Source organism: Bacteroides xylanisolvens, from assembly GCF_018289135.1.
Taxonomy (GTDB): Bacteria; Bacteroidota; Bacteroidia; order Bacteroidales; family Bacteroidaceae; genus Bacteroides; species Bacteroides xylanisolvens.
Window position 1 is genome coordinate 1644918 of record NZ_CP072216.1, and the last position, 20101, is coordinate 1665018.

Annotated in this window: 19 protein-coding genes; 7 read left to right on the plus strand and 12 right to left on the minus strand. The window is 39.8% G+C overall.

Annotated elements, in window-relative coordinates; genetic code table 11:
* Positions 1-26: 26 nt before the first annotated feature.
* The gene (locus INE92_RS06905; RefSeq protein WP_008640146.1) at positions 27-317 is read right to left on the minus strand and encodes a hypothetical protein; all 291 of its coding nucleotides are present in this window, start codon (positions 315-317) and stop codon (positions 27-29) included.
* A gap of 378 nt (positions 318-695) precedes the next feature.
* The gene (locus INE92_RS06910; RefSeq protein WP_008018215.1) at positions 696-890 is read right to left on the minus strand and encodes a hypothetical protein; all 195 of its coding nucleotides are present in this window, start codon (positions 888-890) and stop codon (positions 696-698) included.
* Between the two features lie 209 nt (positions 891-1099).
* Here INE92_RS06910 and INE92_RS06915 point away from each other — a divergent pair, with 209 nt between their 5' ends.
* On the plus strand, positions 1100-1930 hold the full coding sequence (locus INE92_RS06915) for an AraC family transcriptional regulator (protein WP_229077605.1): 831 nt from the start codon (positions 1100-1102) through the stop codon (positions 1928-1930).
* Positions 1931-1976: 46 nt separating this feature from the next.
* On the opposite strand, the gene INE92_RS06920 is transcribed toward INE92_RS06915, so the two are convergent.
* The 7 genes from INE92_RS06920 to INE92_RS06950 all read right to left on the minus strand — a co-directional run bounded on the left by INE92_RS06920 (position 1977) and on the right by INE92_RS06950 (position 9956).
* Entirely contained in the window at positions 1977-2714 is a 738-nt protein-coding gene (locus tag INE92_RS06920; RefSeq protein WP_004316413.1) for a hypothetical protein, read from the minus strand.
* 84 nt (positions 2715-2798) lie between these two features.
* Complete coding sequence (locus INE92_RS06925; protein ID WP_195436672.1) at positions 2799-3269, minus strand: 5' nucleotidase, NT5C type; 471 nt, start codon at positions 3267-3269, stop codon at positions 2799-2801.
* 186 nt (positions 3270-3455) lie between these two features.
* Positions 3456-4322 carry an agmatine deiminase family protein gene (locus INE92_RS06930; RefSeq protein ID WP_004316411.1) on the minus strand — a complete coding sequence of 289 codons (867 nt, stop codon included), beginning with the start codon at positions 4320-4322 and terminating at the stop codon, positions 3456-3458.
* 309 nt (positions 4323-4631) lie between these two features.
* On the minus strand, positions 4632-6086 hold the full coding sequence (gene xylE, locus INE92_RS06935) for a D-xylose transporter XylE (RefSeq protein ID WP_004316410.1): 1455 nt from the start codon (positions 6084-6086) through the stop codon (positions 4632-4634).
* Positions 6087-6224: 138 nt separating this feature from the next.
* A complete protein-coding gene (gene xylA / locus INE92_RS06940) occupies positions 6225-7541 on the minus strand; it encodes a xylose isomerase (RefSeq protein ID WP_004295876.1) in 1317 nt (438 codons plus the stop codon).
* A 41-nt stretch (positions 7542-7582) separates the two neighbouring features.
* Positions 7583-9106, minus strand: coding sequence for a xylulokinase (locus INE92_RS06945; RefSeq protein ID WP_008640143.1), 1524 nt, complete (start codon positions 9104-9106; stop codon positions 7583-7585).
* 118 nt (positions 9107-9224) lie between these two features.
* Positions 9225-9956 carry an NUDIX hydrolase gene (locus tag INE92_RS06950; protein WP_004295874.1) on the minus strand — a complete coding sequence of 244 codons (732 nt, stop codon included), beginning with the start codon at positions 9954-9956 and terminating at the stop codon, positions 9225-9227.
* 341 nt (positions 9957-10297) lie between these two features.
* Here INE92_RS06950 and thiD point away from each other — a divergent pair, with 341 nt between their 5' ends.
* The 4 genes from thiD to sucD all read left to right on the plus strand — a co-directional run bounded on the left by thiD (position 10298) and on the right by sucD (position 14297).
* Positions 10298-11134, plus strand: coding sequence for a bifunctional hydroxymethylpyrimidine kinase/phosphomethylpyrimidine kinase (gene thiD, locus INE92_RS06955; protein ID WP_004316408.1), 837 nt, complete (start codon positions 10298-10300; stop codon positions 11132-11134).
* A gap of 50 nt (positions 11135-11184) precedes the next feature.
* Positions 11185-12072 (plus strand): ACP S-malonyltransferase, encoded by an 888-nt coding sequence (gene fabD, locus INE92_RS06960; protein WP_004316407.1) that lies wholly within the window; start codon positions 11185-11187, stop codon positions 12070-12072.
* Positions 12073-12273: 201 nt separating this feature from the next.
* Complete coding sequence (gene sucC / locus INE92_RS06965; protein ID WP_004316406.1) at positions 12274-13404, plus strand: ADP-forming succinate--CoA ligase subunit beta; 1131 nt, start codon at positions 12274-12276, stop codon at positions 13402-13404.
* Between the two features lie 32 nt (positions 13405-13436).
* Positions 13437-14297 carry a succinate--CoA ligase subunit alpha gene (gene sucD, locus INE92_RS06970; protein ID WP_008640137.1) on the plus strand — a complete coding sequence of 287 codons (861 nt, stop codon included), beginning with the start codon at positions 13437-13439 and terminating at the stop codon, positions 14295-14297.
* A gap of 198 nt (positions 14298-14495) precedes the next feature.
* On the opposite strand, the gene INE92_RS06975 is transcribed toward sucD, so the two are convergent.
* From INE92_RS06975 to INE92_RS06985, 3 genes are all read right to left on the minus strand, one after another.
* Positions 14496-14741, minus strand: a complete 246-nt coding sequence (locus INE92_RS06975) for an RNA recognition motif domain-containing protein (RefSeq protein WP_008640136.1) — start codon at positions 14739-14741, stop codon at positions 14496-14498.
* Positions 14742-15153: 412 nt separating this feature from the next.
* Positions 15154-16656, minus strand: a complete 1503-nt coding sequence (locus INE92_RS06980) for a glutamine synthetase family protein (protein WP_008022468.1) — start codon at positions 16654-16656, stop codon at positions 15154-15156.
* 67 nt (positions 16657-16723) lie between these two features.
* Entirely contained in the window at positions 16724-17530 is an 807-nt protein-coding gene (locus INE92_RS06985; RefSeq protein WP_008640135.1) for a DUF4846 domain-containing protein, read from the minus strand.
* A gap of 124 nt (positions 17531-17654) precedes the next feature.
* Between INE92_RS06985 and INE92_RS06990 the strand changes: the two genes are divergently transcribed.
* Entirely contained in the window at positions 17655-18368 is a 714-nt protein-coding gene (locus tag INE92_RS06990; protein ID WP_195436671.1) for a DUF169 domain-containing protein, read from the plus strand.
* 391 nt (positions 18369-18759) lie between these two features.
* Positions 18760-20067: an IS5 family transposase gene (locus INE92_RS06995; protein WP_008771523.1), complete on the plus strand. Its 1308-nt coding sequence runs from the start codon at positions 18760-18762 to the stop codon at positions 20065-20067.
* Positions 20068-20101 lie beyond the last annotated feature (34 nt).

The following is a 20101-nucleotide window of genomic DNA, read 5'->3' on the forward strand; positions in this document are numbered from 1 at the left end:
TCAATTCAAACTTATATACTTTGACATTACTCTAACTCTAATATTTCTTTTACTTCACCTTCTCCTACGTGCTTTCGTCCTTCTCCAAAGGTAAACTTAGTGCCTTCAGAAAAATTATCTCCTAAAGCTCTTCTAATAAGAAAAGCTATTTCAACTACCCCCTCATCTCCGGGATAAAAAGCCTCCCTATCAAGCAAAGTTATTTGACCAGAAGTTTTCGTCTCCTCAATAAAATCAAATAAAGGTCGATACCCACTATAAAATGGGGTTCTACGACCATCCTTATATAACCTTATACTAGCTATAATTCTAATCATAATAGTAACAATATAAAAAATAATCAACTAATTTGTGAGAATAAAGAATGGCGGACAATGTTAGCTATAAGTATATTCATCAAAGTTATTCTAATAAATTGAAAAACAAAAAAAATCAAATAGATATTTTCTAACATCAATTCATTTAATAGTCAAAAGGAATAATCGAACGATAATATCTTTTACACAAATATATATTTTATTGTATTATCTATTTTATGTATTCTTTTTCTGCAAATTCCAAAGGTGAAGAAGCACTCCTTCACCCACAAAATTCTTATTTACTGGTAATTCAGAAGAAAAATGAAGGAGTAGATTAAATAAATGTTTCTTATATATAGAGAATACAGCTTAAGCAGAAAGAAAAAAAGCAGCGTTTTAAGAGAAGGAAAGCGGCGCTTTAAGTAGGCTAAAGCATTGCTTTAGCTGCGGAAAATAGCTGCTTTTATTTGATTCTACTTCTTCTATCCACTTCTCTCTAATCTGGAAAATTTCAAAGATAAAACAATTAGATTTTCCAAAGAAATATTTTTTAAGCCAGAAACGGATATGAGAAATCATTGTAATAATCATGTCTTTTATTACATTGATATTTCGAAGTCAATATGCTCAAGACAGAATCAACTTTTGAATCATTTTCATATAGGATGAGCATATAAATACTATCTTTGCGAATATCAATCATGATAAAAGAGTACCCCAAAAGATAAAGAAAAGATATGAATTCCAACAAATTCTCCTATCAAGGACAAATCGAGACTATTCTTCATTATCTAAATTCCATGATACAAAAGAATTGGACAGGTAAAACTGCTGATGAGTTCAATCGTTTGATGTCTATACCAGAATTAGCTAAAATAGCATGCATGTCTGCTCGCAATCTTCAGCTGATGTTTAAAGCTTACACTAGCGAAACAATACATCAATATATCATTCGCACACGTATGGAATACGCCCAGCAATTACTCAAAGATAATAAAAAAAGTATAGCTGAAATATATGAATATATTGGATTTGCTAACCAGTCAGCTTTAAATAATACACTTCAAAAAAAATACAATCTCACTCCTCGAGAACTACAAAAGAAATTATTGGAAACAAGTCATACTTATCCTTCATGTATTTCTCCTTACCGCATAGTGGAATCAGAAACAATACCTGTCTTATTTTTATCTTATATTGGCAATTATGACACTTGTAGCACAGTTGCTTTTGAGACATACACTTGGGATTGCCTATATAAATATGCTAAAGAAAACTCTTTATTACCAGATAAGGAAGATTATTGGGGGATAGCTTATGATGATACAGACATTACCTCATTAGAAAAATGCCGTTTTTACGCTTGTATAGCCATTCAAAAAAGAGTAGGATCCAATCCTCCTCTTACTAATCCAATAAAACATATGGATTTACCTCAAGGTACATACGCAGTTTATATTCATCAAGGAGATTATGCATTGTTAGATGCCTTCTATGAGATAATATTGAAACAATTACCGCAATCATATTGCTTAGGAGAAACTCCAATCTTGGAACATTACTTGAACTCTCCCGCTGACACAGATGTGAAAGAGCTTCTTACTGAAGTTTGGATTCCAATCATTAAATAATTTTGTATAAGGGTGAAATATCACTCTTATACAAAATTAGTAACTATCATGCCTGATATACACTCTTTATCAAAGACTTAGGACAATACCCGAGGATATCAATAGAAATCTTTTCGGCTTCCTCTTTTGATATATTTTCATTAATAATATAGTGCTTAAAAACATTTTCCTTTTCTTTATATGCATAAGATGAAAGCAGCGGCCCTGCTATTGTTCGCAATTGCGAGTCTCTAAAATCATCACTTTGATTTCTGCCTAAACCAACACGTGTAGAATGTAAAATAATTGATTTATTTTCTCTATCACGACAATCTTCAACAGCTTCTTTTAAAACAAATTCTTCCTCCAAAGTATTATAATCTAAATTCTTATCCTCAACAATGAATTTTAAAACATTATTTGGTCCGAATTTTATTGTGCCATCATCAAACTGCGCACTTCTTATCAAGATACCATAATATATATCAGTACTATCAGATAAGCAAAGATCAATACCTCCTCTGGTGCCACCTTTAATTTTTGAATTCTTCGTCATGCCTGTACGATGAACATAAAATTTTCCATAATTATTCTTTTGCAGTTCATTTCCATGCACAAACCCATCATTAAACTTTGGGTGCTTAAAATAAGCTTCTACTTCAATTGGGTAAATCCGCAACCCATTACTCAACTCAAACATATAATTTGTAACTATCAATTTATTAATTGTTTGAAGCTGTTTCTCTATTTCCTTAAAGTCACTACATTGTATTAAAATTGCAATTTCTTTTTTCAAAGTATCCATGATTATTATAATATTAAATTTCTTTGGGTAAAGATAATCTTTTTAGTAAAGAGTTGTCTGAATATATCAACTTTTTTTTATTTCTCACTTAGATGATATCAAATAGTCAACAACAGAGTCCCAATTCGGATACTGCTCCGAACCAAATAATATCAATTCACCACTAAAATTTTCCGCACCATTTTTGAGGCGATCATCTATCAAGAAGTCTCCTTTGTTTAAATTTTTATGATGGCTAAGAATTAATCGTTTATAGCTATATGTACCTAACCATTTTTTCACCCATACAAGTTTATCCGACCAAGCAGAAGGATTATTCCAAGGTGCCGTGGAAAGAATGTACACATCATAAAAACGTACTAAACGATGGAAAGCATCAATTGCTCCTTTATATGGATACATTTTCGCAAAAATGTTAGGAACTTCATCATATCGTCCCTCATATTCTTTCTTTTCGTATTCACTCAATTTGTTAATACCTGATTGGAAGTCAACTAATACATTATCCATATCAATATAAAGTATAGGTTTGAAAGTCAATAACGCTGATATCATACAATTTTTATTTTATAAATTTTGAATTTAATGAATTATCCCGTAGTGATGCTATTCTTATCCTGTTGACAACAATCTGACAAGGCTACCATTTATCCATCGATTCAGTTTTACACCAATCAAAAATAATATTGTAAATCCAATAATTAGTTCCATATTTCTTACTTATTTTATTTTTTCTACTTATTATTTAGTCACAGTCCAAGACAAACAATTCAATGCACCTCCCCATTTCTTTATAATCGGAGCTATATTAATCTGGTAAATTCGTCCATCATAGGAAGGATGCAATTCTTTTATCTGGCTTAAAGCCTCTCCATCTGTAGGTAATCCAAGTCCGGGAATTATGATTACATCACGTGTCTGAAGCATATTTATATATGCCCAACTATTTTCATCATACTTGCTAAGTTTTAAATCTATAACGGCAAAATCGTCACTCAATCTACGTCTCATTTCTCGTTCTATCTCTGGAGGATAAACTTTCAAGTTGACCAATATCTTACCATCACCAATATTATGAATAATTCCATCTGTATGACCACAGATATCATATTTGTCCCATGGTAGAAATACAATATCTGCTCCATAAAAGTTTTCCTTTAGTATTGCCAGTACTTCGCTCTGGTCAATCTGTGAATTTTCCTGAAATACCTTTTCTGTCATGATGACAATTGGTTTCCGACCTCTCATACATGATCCTATCCACTTTGAATTCGCTTCACACACGACTACATTTCCCCCATCAACAATAAGTGGAGACTGTGTAATATCCATATCTCTACTCATAGCTTTAAGTACAGGAATAATATTAGTTTTGTACTGTGGCTTATCCTTCAAATAATCAGGTTCATAGCGAAATTGAATATAAGACTTAAATCCCCACTGTATTGGCATATAATCTCGACACCAATAATCTTTAGTGTGTAGTAATGTACCATGCTCTATATGGTGGTAAACAAGAATGTCTGATATTTCTTTATAAACATTGGGATAATGCCAAGCAAAAAGACTTGAGAAATAAATGGCATCTTTATACTGTTCTGTAACCATAATCTTACCTAACGAAAAACCAATAATAATATGTTATAACTAGAAAAATGCCATTTGGCAATATCCATAGCTTAAAACGATCTCACAAATATCACAATGCAAAGATAAGTGCATAGCCAAACAATCTATTTACTCAAAAATGCAAAACGATTCGTATACCTTCATTTAAATGATTTTACATGTGATTATCTATCAATAGTATATAAAACAATTATGACACCATACCATTTGGTACGATGTCATAATCTTAGTAGAACCATGCCAAGAAACCGAAGTCATAATGACATGATGAAATTACACTAACCTAATTTATTTATTTTTCTTCCAAAGCTTGCTCATATCTTCCAGTGTCTTACCTTTCGTTTCAGGCACCCAACGCCAAACGAAGATAGCAGCAGCCACACAGATTATGCCATATAAACTATATGCAAACATCGGGCTGAAGTCGTACAGTGCCGGGAAAGTAGAAGATACAATGTAATTGAATATCCATTGGAATGCTACGGCGATTGCCACCGCTTTACCACGGATGGTGTTCGGGAATATTTCCGAGATCAACACCCAGCAAATCGGTCCCCAAGACATCATAAAGAATGCTGCATACACAATCACTGAAAGTACCGGGAGAACACCCTTTATTGCCATGCTATCACACATTGCTACCGCAAATGCACCTACAGCCATACCAATAGAACCGATTATCAATAGTGGTTTACGTCCGAAGCGGTCTACAGTGAAGATTGCAACCAATGTAAAGACAATGTTTACAATACCCATAATAACTGTCTGCATCATGCCACCTCCTTCTGCACCTGCATTTTCGAAAATACGAGGAGCATAATAAAGTACCGCATTAATACCGATAGCCTGTTGGAATACAGAAAGCAAAATACCGATCACAATTACTGCCACTCCATAAGTAAAGATTTTCTCTGTCTTTTCATGAGCAGTAGCTTTAATATCATTAAGAATTTCCTGTGCTTTTGTCTTACCATTGATCTTTTCAAGAATCGAATAAGCCTTTTCATCCTGCTGTATCAATACAAGATAACGAGGAGTCTTGGGAACAAAGAACAATAACAAACCGAAGAAAGCGGCAGGGAAAGCTTCCGAACCGAACATGTAACGCCATCCTTCATAAACGGTCCACATATCAGATTCAGCACTAACAGACAGTACACCGGCTGCATCTTTCAAAATAATAGGATTTTGATGGTCGCCCATAATCAGGAAATTCACGAAGTATACTACCAACATACCGAAGATGATAGCAAACTGGTTACACGATACAAGCGTTCCACGAATATTAGAAGGAGCAATTTCAGCAATATACATCGGACAGACTGCAGAAGCCAGTCCAACACCGATACCGCCCAAAACACGATACAAATTAAAAGCAATCAGCAAATCCATGTTCGGCTTTCCATATTCGAAGAACAAGACTTCCGGATAATAGGAACCTAATGCTGAAAGGAAAAAGAGTACGGCAGCAAGCCTTAGAGAATTACGACGTCCCAAACGGGAAGCAAATATACCGGAGATCGCACCACCCAGTACACAGCCAATTAATGCACTGGAAGATGTGATTCCATGCATTACTTTATTGTATTGAAAATCAGAGGCCGAAAGGAAAAAAGCCTCCAAGCCTTTCTCCGCACCGGAAATAACCGCTGTATCGTATCCGAAAAGCAGTCCTCCCAAAATGGCGACAGAGGTTATCGAATATAGGTAGAGTTTACTACCCTCGTTCGTTGTATTAATCATGGTTATAAGTAGATAAAGTAGTGTTGTAGTAGTTGGATTTATATCACCACAGATTTCACAGATTGACACAGATAAAATTCAAAATAAGAGAGAAGAAAATTAATCTGTAACAATCCGTGTAATCTGTGGTGGGATTAATTAGCAATACATATTCAGAATTGCTTCATAAAGCTCTTGTTTACCGCTAGTCTGCTTCGGTTCACCGTTTGCTTTAGCATAAGCAACTACATCTTCCAAAGTCAACTTGCCATCTTCAAACTCCTTACCTTTACCGCCATCAAATGAAGCGTAACGGTCAGCCAACATTTTCTTATATGGAGATTCGTTCAGCAGAGCAGCTGCGCTTTCCAATGCACGAGCCATAGCGTCCATACCTGCGATGTGAGCGATGAAGATATCTTCCAGGTCAGTAGAGTTACGACGAGTTTTAGCGTCGAAGTTTGTTCCACCGTTACCCAAGCCGCCGTTGCGGATAATTTGCATCATAGCTTGTGTCAGTTCGTAGTTATCAATCGGGAATTGGTCTGTATCCCAACCATTCTGATAATCACCACGGTTAGCGTCAATAGAACCCAACATGCCGTTGTCTACTGCTACTGCCAATTCGTGTTCGAAAGTGTGACCAGCCAAAGTTGCGTGGTTTACTTCAATGTTCACTTTGAAATCTTTATCCAAGCCATGAGCTTTCAGGAATCCGATTACTGTTTCTGTATCTACATCATACTGATGTTTTGTCGGTTCCATCGGTTTCGGTTCAATCAGGAAAGTACCTTTGAAACCACGGGCACGAGCATAATCACGAGCGATGGTCAGCATTTTTGCCAAGTGTTCTTTTTCACGTTTCTGATCTGTATTCAGAAGAGACATATAGCCTTCACGGCCACCCCAGAATACATAGTTCTGACCACCCAGTTCGATCGTTGCATCGATTGCATTCTTGATCTGAACAGCAGCACGAGCTACTACGTCAAAATCAGGGTTAGTAGCAGCACCGTTCATATAACGTGCATGGCCAAATACGTTGGCAGTACCCCACAACAGTTTGATGCCTGTTTCAGCTTGTTTCTGTTTTGCGTATGCTACGATTGCTTTCAAGTTAGCTTCGTATTCTTCGATGCTTGCACCTTCAGAAACCAAGTCTACATCGTGGAAACAGTAGTATTCGATACCCATTTTCTGCATGAATTCGAAACCTGCATCCATTTTATCTTTTGCAGCTTGTATAGCGTCAGCATTACTATTCCAAGGGAATTGTTTTGTTCCGCCACCGAATTGGTCGCCACCTTCAGCACACAAAGTATGCCACCATGCCATAGCGAATCTCAACCAATCTTTCATCTTCTTACCGTTGATAACCTTTTCAGCATCGTAGTAACGGAATGCCATCGGATTCTTACTATCTTTACCTTCGAACTTAATCTTTTCAATTCCCGGGAAAAATTCTTTTGTTGCCATAATTCTTTTATTTTTAAAATGGTTATTATTTAAATTGTTAATTATTTATCTGAAGACAGAACCGGAGCCGGTATGTTACCGGTCATCGACTTTTCAAGACGGTATTTCCATTTTGCGTACGCGTCAGCATATTCCTGTCGTTTTGCCACATTAGGCTCAATCACATCCAGTTTGTCAAGCGTAGCAAATGCCTCATTGTTATCCTTGTAGATACCTGCACCGATGCCCGCACCTTTCGCAGCGCCTACGGAACCATCCGTATCGTAAAGCTCGATAGTAGCTCCTGTGACTCCCGCCAAAGTATCGCGGAAGATAGAACTCAAGAACATATTAGCGTGTCCGGCATGGATCATCTTCACAGGAATTCCCATTTGCTCCATGATATCAATGCCATATTTAAAAGAGAATACAATACCTTCTTGAGCGGCACGAATAATATGATGTTTGCCATGCGTATTAAAATCCAGTCCACGGATACTGCAACCGATTTCTTTATTGTTCAGCATACGTTCGGCACCGTTACCAAAGGGCAGAATACTGATTCCCGCACTGCCGATAGGAGCTTTGGAAGCCAATACATTCATTTCATTATAAGATATTCCTTCGGGAGCAATGTTGCGTTTCACCCATGAGTTGAGAATACCTGTTCCGTTGATGCAAAGCAATACTCCCAAACGTGTCTGATCTATGGTATGATTGACATGCGCAAAGGTATTGACGCGTGACTGCGGATCATAGTTCACTTCACCGTTCACGCCATAAACCACTCCCGATGTTCCTGCCGTAGAAGCAATCTCTCCCGGATTAAACACATTCAAAGAAAGGGCATTGTTAGGCTGGTCGCCTGCACGATAAGTAATCGGTGTCCCTTCTTTCAGTCCAAGCTCTTTGGCAGCTATTGCATTTACACGTCCCTGCTCTGCAAAGGTCGGTTTAATATCTGCAATCAAAGAAGAATCAAATCCGTAATAATCCATTAAGAAATCAGCCACCCGGTTGTTCTTGAAATCCCAGAACATACCTTCCGAAAGTCCGGAAACAGTTGTGCAGATTTCTCCACTCAACTTCATGGCAATATAATCGCCCGGCAGCATTATCTTATCAATCTGCTCATAGATGGCAGGTTCGTTTTCTTTAATCCACGCCAACTTGGAAGCGGTAAAATTTCCCGGTGAGTTCAACAAATGAGAAAGACATCTCTCCTCCCCGATTGTCTCAAACGCTTTCTGACCGTATGGCACCGCACGGGAGTCACACCAGATGATAGCAGGACGCAATACATGCTGATTCTTATCAACACAAACCAATCCGTGCATCTGATAAGAGATGCCGATGGCTTTAATTTCAGCGGCACTAACTCCGGATTCGGTCATAATAGCCTGCGTGGACAACTTTAAGTTTTCCCACCAACTTTCAGGATCTTGTTCCGCCCATCCGGGATTCACTGCAATAATATTCGCTTCTGTTTTCGGAAAAAATGCCGAGGATACACATTTACCAGTCTCCGCATTTACCAAACTCGCTTTTACAGACGAGCTACCTATGTCATAACCTAATAGAAACATAATTTTATTTACGATTAAACGATTTACTATTTACGATTTACGCTCAATGTCCGACAATTAATGCTTTAACATCCAACGCCTAATACTTAATACTTGATACTTAATACTTGAACAGGGTCTACCTTCTTACCTTATTATATATCTTCTTATCAAATTTATAATAACGGGCAGCACGGTGAGCCACTCCTTGTTGTTTTTCTTCCAAAGGAACTACATATTCCATCATTGCTATTTTCTTATGGAAGTTACGCACATCCACGGCTTTGTCGTATACTAATTCAAAAAGAGTCCTTAATTGTGCGGCTGTAAATTTACGCGGAAGCAGTTCGAACAACATGGAAGGATTAAATTCTACGAACTGACGAATATAAGTCATTGCCTCCTTTATAATCAGATTATGGTCGAAAGCCAGTGTTTTCACGTCTTTCAAAGCGACCCAGCAAGCCTGGTGATCGTCCAGATTCTTATCCAATGTACGGTCTATCTTCACCATCGACAAATATGCAATGGTAACAATACGCTCCACTTTTGACTGCATAGCTCTTTCCAACCAACGTACATCTTTCGGATTACTCGTTCTGTTTTTAGAACCAAATGCTTTAAACTGCATCAGATTCACATTTTTAAGTCCTGTCAGTTCATACAAAACTCGTTGTGCAGCTTCATCCAGGGCTTCATCCATATAGATAAGACTTCCGGGAAGTTTCATATCATGATATACTTCTCCATTATCCTCACCTGCACGTTTTACAAGCAACACTTTCAGTTGTTCTCCGTCAAAACCAATCACTACACAGTCCACTGATATATGATTGTTTGCTAAAGGTGTATTTTTCTGTAAATTTTGCATATCTATTTCTTTAAGACGATGCAAATATAGAGGCTAAAAACCATCAAAACAAAAATAAGAACTATGCTATAAAACATTGTTTTTCATATAAATACATATCATACATTCTACAATATGAATAGTTAGTGTTATCTTACGAATTACAATATGTATTTTAGTATTTCCACGGGTGAGTAATTGTATAAAGTACAAAAACTAGATGGACGCTTTATTATCAGTACTTTTCATATCTTTTCCAACAGATGCCCGGAAAGGTACTTATTGTATTTTAAACGATATGTCATTTTGTACCTTATCGTTTTTTATTCTATCTTTGTCGGGTAAATATTAAAAAATCTAAAATGGAACGTCATCCAGTCATTTTATCCATTGCCGGCTCCGATTGTTCGGGAGGCGCAGGTATTCAGGCAGACATAAAAACAATCTCGGCTTTAGGAGGCTATGCAGCATCGGCTATTACTGCCATCACCGTACAAAACACACTGGGGGTACGTGCCGTACAGTCCATTTCTCCGGATATGGTTCGTGGGCAAATAGAAGCCGTGATGGACGACCTGCAACCGGTTGCCATCAAAATAGGAATGATAAATGACATTCAGATCGTTCGTGTAATTTCCGACTGTCTACAAAAATATTCGCCTGCATACGTCGTTTACGATCCGGTAATGGTGTCTACCAGCGGAAAGAAACTTATGACAGATGAAGCGATAGAAGAAATCAAAAAAGAACTTTTACCGCTTGTCACATTAATCACCCCTAATATTGACGAAGCAAAAGTACTTACAGGTAAAAGTATTCACAACATTCAGGATATGCAGACCGCTGCCAAAATGCTGACGGATGATTATCAGACTAATATCTTACTAAAAGGCGGACATCTGGAAGGAGACAATATGTGCGACCTTTTGCATACGTCCGAATTTATCTACCATATATATGAGGAGAAAAAAATAGAAAGCCATAATCTGCATGGAACGGGATGCACCCTCTCTTCCGCTATTGCCACCTATCTTGCCAAAGGCTACCCCATGCGAGAATCCATCCAGCATGCGAAAACATATATCACTCAAGCCATTATCGCAGGAAAAGAATTGAATATCGGCCATGGTAACGGCCCTTTATGGCATTTTCCGGACACCGTTGCACAAATGTGTACTTTTTGTGCGGTTGTATCATAAAAATACGTAACTTTGCACCCGCAATTAAAAATCAATTAAATAATAAAAATATGAAAGCATTTGTATTTCCCGGTCAAGGCGCTCAATTTGTAGGAATGGGTAAAGACCTGTATGAAAACTCAGCTTTAGCAAAAGAATTGTTTGAAAAAGCAAATGATATCCTCGGATATCGCATTACAGATATCATGTTCGACGGCACAGACGAAGATCTTCGTCAGACAAAGGTTACTCAACCTGCCGTTTTCCTTCACTCTGTTATTTCTGCTCTTTGCATGGGCGACGACTTCAAACCGGAAATGACTGCCGGCCACTCACTTGGTGAGTTCTCTGCATTGGTTGCTGCCGGTGCATTGAGTTTTGAAGATGGATTGAAACTTGTGTATGCACGTGCAATGGCTATGCAGAAAGCTTGCGAAGCTACTCCTTCCACCATGGCTGCTATTATCGCATTGCCGGATGAAAAAGTAGAAGAAATCTGTGCAGCAGTAAATGCAGAAGGTGAAGTTTGCGTACCGGCCAACTACAACTGCCCGGGACAAATCGTTATCTCCGGCTCTGTACCGGGTATCGAAAAGGCGTGCGAACTGATGAAAGCTGCCGGAGCCAAACGTGCTCTTCCGCTGAAAGTGGGTGGTGCTTTCCATTCTCCATTAATGGATCCTGCTAAAATAGAACTGGAAGCTGCTATTAAAGCTACCGAAATACATACTCCTAAATGTCCGGTATATCAGAATGTGGATGCGCTTCCTCACACTGACCCTGCAGAAATCAAAAAGAATCTGGTTGCCCAATTGACTGCTTCCGTACGTTGGACACAATCAGTAAAGAATATGGTTGCTGACGGTGCTACTGATTTTACAGAATGTGGCCCGGGTGCCGTACTTCAAGGATTGATTAAAAAGATTGACGGTACTGTCAATGCTCACGGTATTGCATAAATATCCGTAAGACAGACTTCATCTTTAAATGATATAGAGCGTGTTGGTAATAGTTCCAACACGCTTTTTTTTATATGAAAACCATAAATGGAATACAAACGAACATGTTGTAAAACACCCTGATACTTTTCTTTTCCGGCAAACTTTCCGAATCTTTCTTTTGTTTTTATTATAGGAATCATTTACTCAAATTTATGAGCCATGAAAATACATGAATATCAAGCGAAAGAGATTTTCTCCAAGTACGGAATACCTGTCGAGAGGCACACTTTATGCCGTACTGCCGCAGGCGTCCTGGCTGCATACCGGAGGATGGGAACAGACAGAGTGGTTATAAAAGCACAAGTATTAACCGGAGGCCGAGGAAAAGCCGGAGGAGTAAAACTGGTAAACAATACGGAAGATGCTTATCAGGAAGCCATGAACATTCTCGGAATGAGCATTAAAGGTCTTCCTGTCAATCAAGTTCTGGTCAGCGAAGCGGTTGATATTGCTGCAGAATATTACGTCAGTTATACCATCGACCGGAATACACGTTCTGTCGTTCTGATGATGAGTGCATCCGGTGGTATGGATATTGAAGAGGTAGCCCGTCAGACACCGGAGAAAATCATCCGATATTCAATCAATCCATTCATTGGCCTCCCCGACTATCTGGCAAGGCGTTTTGCTTTCACTCTCTTCCCCCAAATGGAACAGGCAGGTAAAATGGCTGCCATCCTTCAGGAACTTTATAAAATCTTTGTGGAGAATGACGCGTCGTTAGTGGAAGTAAATCCGCTGGCACTTACAAAGAAAGGTACGTTAATGGCCATTGACGCAAAGATCGTTTTTGATGACAATGCGCTCTATCGGCATCCGGAGATTCATGCTTTGTTTGATCCGACGGAAGAAGAAAAAGTGGAAGCAGATGCCAAAGATAAAGGATTCAGTTATGTTCACATGGACGGCAATATCGGTTGTATGGTAAATGGCGCCGGACTTGCCATGGCTACTATGGACATGACTAAACTTTACGGCGGTCAGCCTGCTAATTTTCTCGACATCGGGGGCAGCTCCAATCCTGTCAAGGTTATTGAAGCTATGAAACTCTTATTGCAGGATGAGAAAGTAAAAGTGGTCCTGATTAATATTTTCGGTGGGATCACTCGTTGCGATGATGTAGCAATGGGACTTCTTCAGGCATTCGAGCAGATAAACAGCAATGTCCCCGTCATCGTCCGGCTTACAGGCACCAATGAACATATCGGACGGGAACTGTTACGGAATTACAGCCGTTTCCAAATAGCCACAACGATGAAAGAGGCTGCTCTTATGGCTCTGAAAGCATAATACGTACCAAATCACTAAAAAATAAAGCAATTATGAGCATACTAATAGATAAATCCACCCGTTTGATTGTGCAGGGAATCACTGGCAGAGACGGGCTTTTCCATGCCAAGAAGATGAAAGAATATGGAACCAATGTGGTCGGAGGTACTTCTCCGGGCAAAGGAGGAATAGATGTGGACGGAATCCCCGTATTCAACACCATGTATGACGCTGTCGAGCAGACAAAAGCTAATACCTCCATCATTTTCGTTCCGGCACGTTTTGCGGCAGATGCTATCATGGAGGCAGCGGACGCAGGCATCCGGATCATAGTCTGCATTGCAGAAGGAATCCCCACACTGGACGTGATTAAGGCACATCAGTTTGCCGAACAAAAAGGTGCCATGTTGATCGGGCCTAACTGTCCGGGACTTATCTCTCCGGGAAAAAGCATGGTTGGCATCTTACCGGGACAAGTCTTTTTAGAAGGAAATGTAGGTGTCATCAGCCGTAGCGGAACACTTACTTACGAGATTGTGTATCACTTAACAGCTAATGGAATGGGACAATCTACCGCTATCGGCATCGGGGGCGATCCTGTTGTAGGGCTTCACTTCCGCCAACTGCTGGAAATGTTTCAGAATGATCCGGAAACAGAAGCAATCGTCCTGATTGGAGAGATTGGAGGAAATGCGGAAGAACAAGCGGCCGAATATATTCGTAATAATGTAACTAAACCTGTGGTAGCATTTATTGCCGGACAATCAGCTCCTCCGGGAAAACAAATGGGCCATGCAGGCGCTATTATTTCGGGAAGTTCCGGTTCGGCAAAAGAGAAAATTGAATCTTTGGAAGCAGCTGGTATCCGAGTGGCACAAGAGCCTTCGGATATACCCAAACTATTGAAAAAGTAACCTCCAAAAGAGAATAAAGAAAGCCGCAAAAGATACACCGAAGAATATCCTGAAATTATAGGAACAAGAGCTGGTAGACCTGGAATTGGAACTCAATAATATGGTGGATGATGAAGAAGATAATAATGAGGATTAACAGAAGAAGGGCGCGCTAGTTTCCTAGTGCGCCCTTCTCTATTACTGTCTATTTATTCAGTATTAGTTCTTTGGCAATGCTTCTTTCACTACCATTGAACGACCTACATATTCTGCACCGTTCAATTGTTTGATAGCGTTGTTAGCTTCTGTATCATCCGGCATTTCGATAAACGCAAAGCCTTTTGATCTTCTAGTTTCACGATCTGTGATTAACTTTACTGAAGCAACTGTTCCATACTCTTCCATTACATTTCTCAAATCCGATTCCTTAACATTATAGCTAAGATTTCCAATGTACAAATTCATAAAATACAAATATAAAAAATTAATAATTCAATAAGAAAGTTTTAGGAAGATCTTAATTAGAAATGGATATGCTCAAATAAATGAGAAGATACACGTAAAAAAATCAAATCGTAATAAACCTCTTTATTGTTGTTGGTACAAAGGAAAGCATTATTTGGAGATAATGCACTATACTCCCTCCTTTTTCTTTTCTCAAAACATCTTTTTTATGAAAATAAGCCAATACTTAACGTTTAAACTCTATTATATCAAACTATCTGCCACCAATTATCTGATTAGCCTTCTATAGTTTCTTTGTTATAAGCTCTTTGAAAAACAAATACTTATAGTTAAATTCTGCATCAGAAAATTAAAGGCTACCTTCTTTGAAACAGAAGATAGCCTTTATTATATACCAATTTACGTTTGCAGATTATCCACAATGGAAATACTTATGTACGAGATCTAACATCTCCATCGGCTTTCCTTCCAAATCCGCACGCAACGTTTTATCTTCGTAACTGCGAAGTCTGCGGATGATACCATCAATCATTGCCGGACTAAAGACATTGTATTGTTCAAAGATTGCCCGTTGTTGCTGCAGGCAATCAGCAGAAGCCTCACAGCTATCTGGCAGTTGTGCCAGTGAATTTAGTTTATCCTCATTCTCTTTCTGATGGATATTCACATTTACATACGTCTTTTGAGCGATATCCAATGCATTTTCAATTTCAAAGCCATGACGGCAGGCAACAGCCAAACCGGCCAACAGTTGATACAAATCTGCCGAACCATCCGGAGAACGCATTTCTACAGTCTGCTTCTGGCTGGTGTCAAAATGGCTTTCGGCTTCCAACGGATTAGCTAATGTACACATATCTGTTTTTGCAGCCCATCCCAATGGCACACGTACTAATACGGAACGGTTACGATCTCCCCAGCAAACATTGGTAGGTGCCTCCTGATGAGGAACAAGACGGAAATAAGAAGTAGGATTGGTATTTCCAAAGGCAGTGATTGAAGGAGCAAGCACCATCATTCCGGCAATTGCTTTACGCGCTGTTTCCGACAAAACGCCGTCTTTCAACATTTGGTTCTTTCCGTCTTTCATGATACGCATGTGTACGTGCAAGCCCGACCCTGCCTTACCGGCTGTAATTTTAGGAGCAAAGGTCACATTATATCCATATCTGTATCCCAGATTACGAATCACCCATTTGGCAATCATCAACTGATCTGCCGCCTGCGATACAGGAACCGGCAGGAACTCAATCTCATTCTGCTCATAAATATAGCCATCCAGCGTAAAATTACCCACTTCGGAGTGTCCATACTTTATTTGCCCGCCTGTTTGCGCGATATAAGACATACATTGAGTACGGAACTCATTAAATTTAGCGTATGGACCCGATTCGTGATAACCACGTTGGTCGGTTGCCTGAAACATACCTGTATCCGGGGCTATTACATAATATTCCAATTCGCCCATTGCCTGAAATTCCATTCCGGTAACTTCTGTAAAAGTTTTGCTTGCTTTGTAAAGGGTGTGTTCTGGTGCACTTTCGAGAGGTTCGCCGTCTTTGTTGAAGAAAGAGCAAAGCATAGACAGCGTCGGAATCTCGGCAAACGGATCAACGAATGCAGTGCAGAAACGGGGAATCACATAAAGGTCACTACTGCCCGCTTCTATGAAAGAAAAAAGACTGGAACCGTCTACCCGTTCTCCACAAGTAAGAATAGCTTCCAGATAGGCTTGATTGTTGATAACAAAGTTCAGGGTTTTCAGACGACCGTCTCCCGCCGGATACATGAAATTGACCATGCGGATATCTTTTTGCTGGATAAATGAGATAATGTCGGCTTTGGTAAACTCTGAAGTTGGCTTTTGAAGGAATGCTACCAACTGGTTAGCATTCATTGACAAATCTTGATTCATAATCGGTTGTTTTTCGTTGTTGTATGATTAAAACGGTTTGTTAAATGCCAAAGATAACGAAAAGATTCTACTCCTTAAAGCGTTTTAAATCTTTCCGGCTAAAAATCCATTCCGGAGTATATAGTTTCCCCGCATCCGTTTCCGCTAATTCATACCAGGGGGAAAGGCTGCGACTGACAGGATTTACAAGAATATGAATCTGTTGTGCAGGCATATAGCTCTGCGCCAACAAGAACACTTTCTTTTTGGTAGTCGGATGAACAGCAACATCTACAACAATGACCGCATGTCCGGGTGAGCCGCCTTTAATAAACACATCACCGGGTTGCAGGGAAGTATAAGACACAGTCTGAAGCTCGCGGGATAAAGAAGCCGTTCCGGCATACATAAAGACCATATCGAGATAGTTACGGAAAGTTTTATAGGAATAATCCACTCCTTTACCCGCAGCATACCATTGCACTTGATTGCCGCTGACTTTTATCCGATTTCCTTCCGCCCATTTCTTGTACCCGGCAGGGAAACCATTGGTGAAGTTGAATTTTATTTCTCCATATCGTTTATGTTTCCACAGATATTCCGCCCGCAAACGCATTACCGCATCGGCACACTGTTGCAAATCACGGTTGCCTATCTCCATATCAATTACAGCGTAGGCTGCAGACTGATTTGCCTTTTCTTTTCCATTATAAAGCATCACTTTACTACCTTTCGGCATCAAAGGCAAATTACGTAAGTAACCTGTAAACGAATGATCGGAACAAGCCTCCCTGACATATCCCGTCGGAGGAACGATTCTTGTAGCAACCGTTTCTTGTCCCCACAATTGCAGGGATGTACAAAGTAACCCTATATATATTAGTAAATACTTCATAACGCTTCTCTTTATATTCTGTTCCGGACAAATATAAGTAATTATTGTTTAAAAAGAGGATGAATGTCTATTTTTATTTTAACTTTGTACAAAGACCTACATACATAACTAAAATTGATAAGCTATGGACATCCAAACATTTATTCAGAACTTCAAGGAGGCATTCGGAGAGAATGCCGAATTACCTCTTGTATTTTGGTATTCGGATATACTGGAAGGAACAGCAGAGAAAATTAACGGTTGCTTCTTTAAAGGTATGAAGACTGTCAGAGAAGGTGGTACTATCAGCTTGAATGCAGAAAATATCGGTTGCGGTGGCGGCAAATTCTACACAGGTTTTACAGAAATGCCTGAACGCGTACCGACTTTTGTCTCACTAAAAGAACGATATAAACAGACTCCGGAAATGGTCATTGAATTTATCCGGCAACTCGGAGTGCCGATGGCAGAAAAGAAATACCTTCATTTTGCCCGTATAGACAAAATAGCTAATCTGGAACAAATGGAAGGCGTCATGTTTATCGCCAATCCTGATATGCTTTCCGGACTGACTACATGGGCTTACTATGATAATAATGCCGAAGATGGCGTCGTTTCCTTATTCGGTTCCGGTTGCAGTTCCATAGTGACACAAGCCACTCTTGAAAACCACAAAGGAGGCAAGCGGACCTTTATCGGTTTCTTCGATCCGTCGGTGCGTCCGTACTTTGAAGCGGATAAGTTGAGTTATACGATACCTATGTCCAGATTCAGAGAAATGTGTGGGACTATGCGCCAAAGTTGCCTGTTTGATACGCATGCATGGGGAAAGATCCGGGAAAGAATGGGTGCCGAATAAGGCTAAAATACAAACCAAATAGTTTCAAAATATGTTTCAAGCTTTGAAACTGTTTGTTTCCCATAGTGAAACAAAGTGTTTCAAATAGGCTTGAAACTTTTCTGTCCCATTTTTAATATCATAAAGTAAATGCTTAAATTAGTTCGTATTATAAGTTGTTATTCAAAACGCAACGAAGCCTCCTTTTTTCTATTAACTAATTTTAGACAGTTACTTAAGCAAATAGTTCTTTGCCAGGATTAAACCTTTTCTACGGAAAGAAGTCTAATTTTTTAAATAGTCGCCCCTTAGAATGTGCTTTTACGCCTAATAATCAACATATTAATATATAAATTGCTTTGATATATCTGCAAGTTTTTGTATCTTTATGGTTGAAAACTTGCAGATTATTATGATAAACAAGACCACCCCTCAGCCCTCCTTGTTCAGCTCTTTGACAGACCAGCTGAATCCCAGGCATCCCTTATACCTGCTTGCCAATAAGATAGACTGGCGCCGTTTTGAAGAAGCTTTCTCCCCGCTATACTGTGCCGTCAACGGTCGTCCGGCCAAACCCATCCGCCTGATGTGCGGACTTCTGATTCTTAAGCACGTGCGTAACCTGTCCGATGAATCGGTTGTTGAACAATGGAGCGAGAATGCTTATTACCAGTACTTTTGCGGTATGTTGGAATTCACGCCTTCCTATCCCTGCAATGCAAGCGAACTGGTACACTTCCGTAAGCGTGTCGGAGAAAATGGCATGGAACTGATTCTGTCAGAAAGTATCCGCGTCAATCAGGAGGACGACGGCCCGGACCATCACTGCACGGCCTTCATCGATTCCACGGTACAGGAAAAGAACGTGACTTATCCCACGGATGCGAAGTTGCATAAAAAGATAGTCCGCAAAGTGTTGTCTGTCGTAAAATCCTTAGGGCTTCCTTTGCGCCAGAGCTATACCTTTGTCCTCAAGAAGATCTACCGTGACCAGCGTTTCCGTAACCACCCCAAGAACCGTGGCAAGGCCCTGAAAGCGGACAAGCGGCTGCGCACCATTGCGGGAAGGCTTGTCAGGGAACTGAGGCGCAACCTGAAAGAAAACCACGGCTACGACTCCCTGCTCGACCTCTTTGAGCGGGTGCTTTCACAGAAGCGCAATTCTCCCGGGAAAATCTATTCCCTGCATGAACCGGAGGTGCAGTGTATCAGCAAGGGGAAAGAACATAAGAAATACGAGTTCGGCAACAAGGTTTCAATCGTCCGCTCAATTACCGGTGTCATACTGGGTGCCAAGTCTTTCCGGAATGAATATGACGGGCATACCATTGAAGAATCCCTCAGGCAGGTGGAACGCATTACCGGAAAGAAGATCAGGAAGTTGGCCGGGGACAGGGGGTACAGAGGAAAGAAAGAGGTGGGCGGCACCGGGATACTGATACCCGATGTTCCAAACAGGAAAGACAGTTATTACACACGCAAGAAGAAACATAAGCTATTCTGCAAGCGTGCAGGAATAGAGCCGACTATCGGGCATTTGAAATCAGACTTTCGTTTAGGACGCAACTTTTATAAAGGTGTGTTCGGGGATGTTGTCAATCTGCTCTTAGCCGCAGCAGCGTACAACTTCAAAAGAGCCATGAGGGTTCTTTGGCTACTTGTTGAAAAAATCTGCGGGACACTGTTTTCTTGCAATATCCCGCAGATGAGTACTTTTTAAGGGACGACTAAATATTATCGTTCTATTAAACATT

Bases quoted from the DNA above. Each gene is read 5' to 3' on its own strand.
- sucC (WP_004316406.1), top strand. From the start codon at position 12,274: ATGAAAATACATGAATATCAAGCGAAAGAGATTTTCTCCAAGTACGGA.
- fabD (WP_004316407.1), top strand. From the start codon at position 11,185: ATGAAAGCATTTGTATTTCCCGGTCAAGGCGCTCAATTTGTAGGAATG.
- INE92_RS06910 (WP_008018215.1), bottom strand. From the start codon at position 890: ATGATTATTACAATGATTTCTCATATCCGTTTCTGGCTTAAAAAATAT.
- INE92_RS06905 (WP_008640146.1), bottom strand. From the start codon at position 317: ATGATTAGAATTATAGCTAGTATAAGGTTATATAAGGATGGTCGTAGA.
- INE92_RS06920 (WP_004316413.1), bottom strand. From the start codon at position 2,714: ATGGATACTTTGAAAAAAGAAATTGCAATTTTAATACAATGTAGTGAC.
- sucD (WP_008640137.1), top strand. From the start codon at position 13,437: ATGAGCATACTAATAGATAAATCCACCCGTTTGATTGTGCAGGGAATC.
- INE92_RS06975 (WP_008640136.1), bottom strand. From the start codon at position 14,741: ATGAATTTGTACATTGGAAATCTTAGCTATAATGTTAAGGAATCGGAT.
- INE92_RS06945 (WP_008640143.1), bottom strand. From the start codon at position 9,106: ATGTTTCTATTAGGTTATGACATAGGTAGCTCGTCTGTAAAAGCGAGT.
- thiD (WP_004316408.1), top strand. From the start codon at position 10,298: ATGGAACGTCATCCAGTCATTTTATCCATTGCCGGCTCCGATTGTTCG.
- xylA (WP_004295876.1), bottom strand. From the start codon at position 7,541: ATGGCAACAAAAGAATTTTTCCCGGGAATTGAAAAGATTAAGTTCGAA.
- INE92_RS06995 (WP_008771523.1), top strand. From the start codon at position 18,760: ATGATAAACAAGACCACCCCTCAGCCCTCCTTGTTCAGCTCTTTGACA.
- INE92_RS06930 (WP_004316411.1), bottom strand. From the start codon at position 4,322: ATGGTTACAGAACAGTATAAAGATGCCATTTATTTCTCAAGTCTTTTT.
- INE92_RS06985 (WP_008640135.1), bottom strand. From the start codon at position 17,530: ATGAAGTATTTACTAATATATATAGGGTTACTTTGTACATCCCTGCAA.
- INE92_RS06980 (WP_008022468.1), bottom strand. From the start codon at position 16,656: ATGAATCAAGATTTGTCAATGAATGCTAACCAGTTGGTAGCATTCCTT.
- INE92_RS06915 (WP_229077605.1), top strand. From the start codon at position 1,100: ATGATACAAAAGAATTGGACAGGTAAAACTGCTGATGAGTTCAATCGT.
- INE92_RS06990 (WP_195436671.1), top strand. From the start codon at position 17,655: ATGGACATCCAAACATTTATTCAGAACTTCAAGGAGGCATTCGGAGAG.
- INE92_RS06925 (WP_195436672.1), bottom strand. From the start codon at position 3,269: ATGATATCAGCGTTATTGACTTTCAAACCTATACTTTATATTGATATG.
- xylE (WP_004316410.1), bottom strand. From the start codon at position 6,086: ATGATTAATACAACGAACGAGGGTAGTAAACTCTACCTATATTCGATA.
- INE92_RS06950 (WP_004295874.1), bottom strand. From the start codon at position 9,956: ATGCAAAATTTACAGAAAAATACACCTTTAGCAAACAATCATATATCA.